General features: G+C 40.2%; 1 protein-coding gene. It reads right to left on the bottom strand.

Going from position 1 to position 500, the window contains the following annotated elements:
* On the bottom strand, positions 1-500 hold a 500-nt coding region (locus ACS8FC_RS21345; RefSeq protein WP_439298247.1), incomplete at both ends, for a DUF2971 domain-containing protein.

Consider the following 500-nt stretch of genomic DNA (forward strand, 5'->3'; position numbering starts at 1 on the left):
CCTTATCAGTGCAAACTCCGTTAGCGCCTCAAGTATAGAAGAAAACAGTAAGTCGGCGGTCGCATTATATCTATACTCCGTATCTGTCTTTCTGACCGCACTATGCTCTCTAATACTGCGCACGTTATTGACCAAGCTTTGTTTTCTATTTAAAAACACCTCTCTTATTTTATGCTTATCAAAATATCTTCTTATGCTATTGGAGTAACTATAGATAATACTATCGAACCTGTGATGCGCTTGGGAATACCGGTTGAATTTATTGTATTTAAAACTCTCTGACAGTACGTGCTCATCGAACTCTATACAGATGCCGTCATTGGGCTCACAGTAAGAGGTCCACTGTCTCAGGTAGTCTTTGTTATGTGTAAAAGAGGTGATATAGAACTGTTGACTGAGCCCCACTAGCATCTCTAGCAGATAGTTGGTAAGCGATATATCTACATCCGCCTCCAGACTGTAGTGGTCGGTAGATATTTCCTGCAATCTTTCGATAATTT

It is taken from the genome of Psychrobacter sp. 1Y4 (assembly GCF_051847555.1).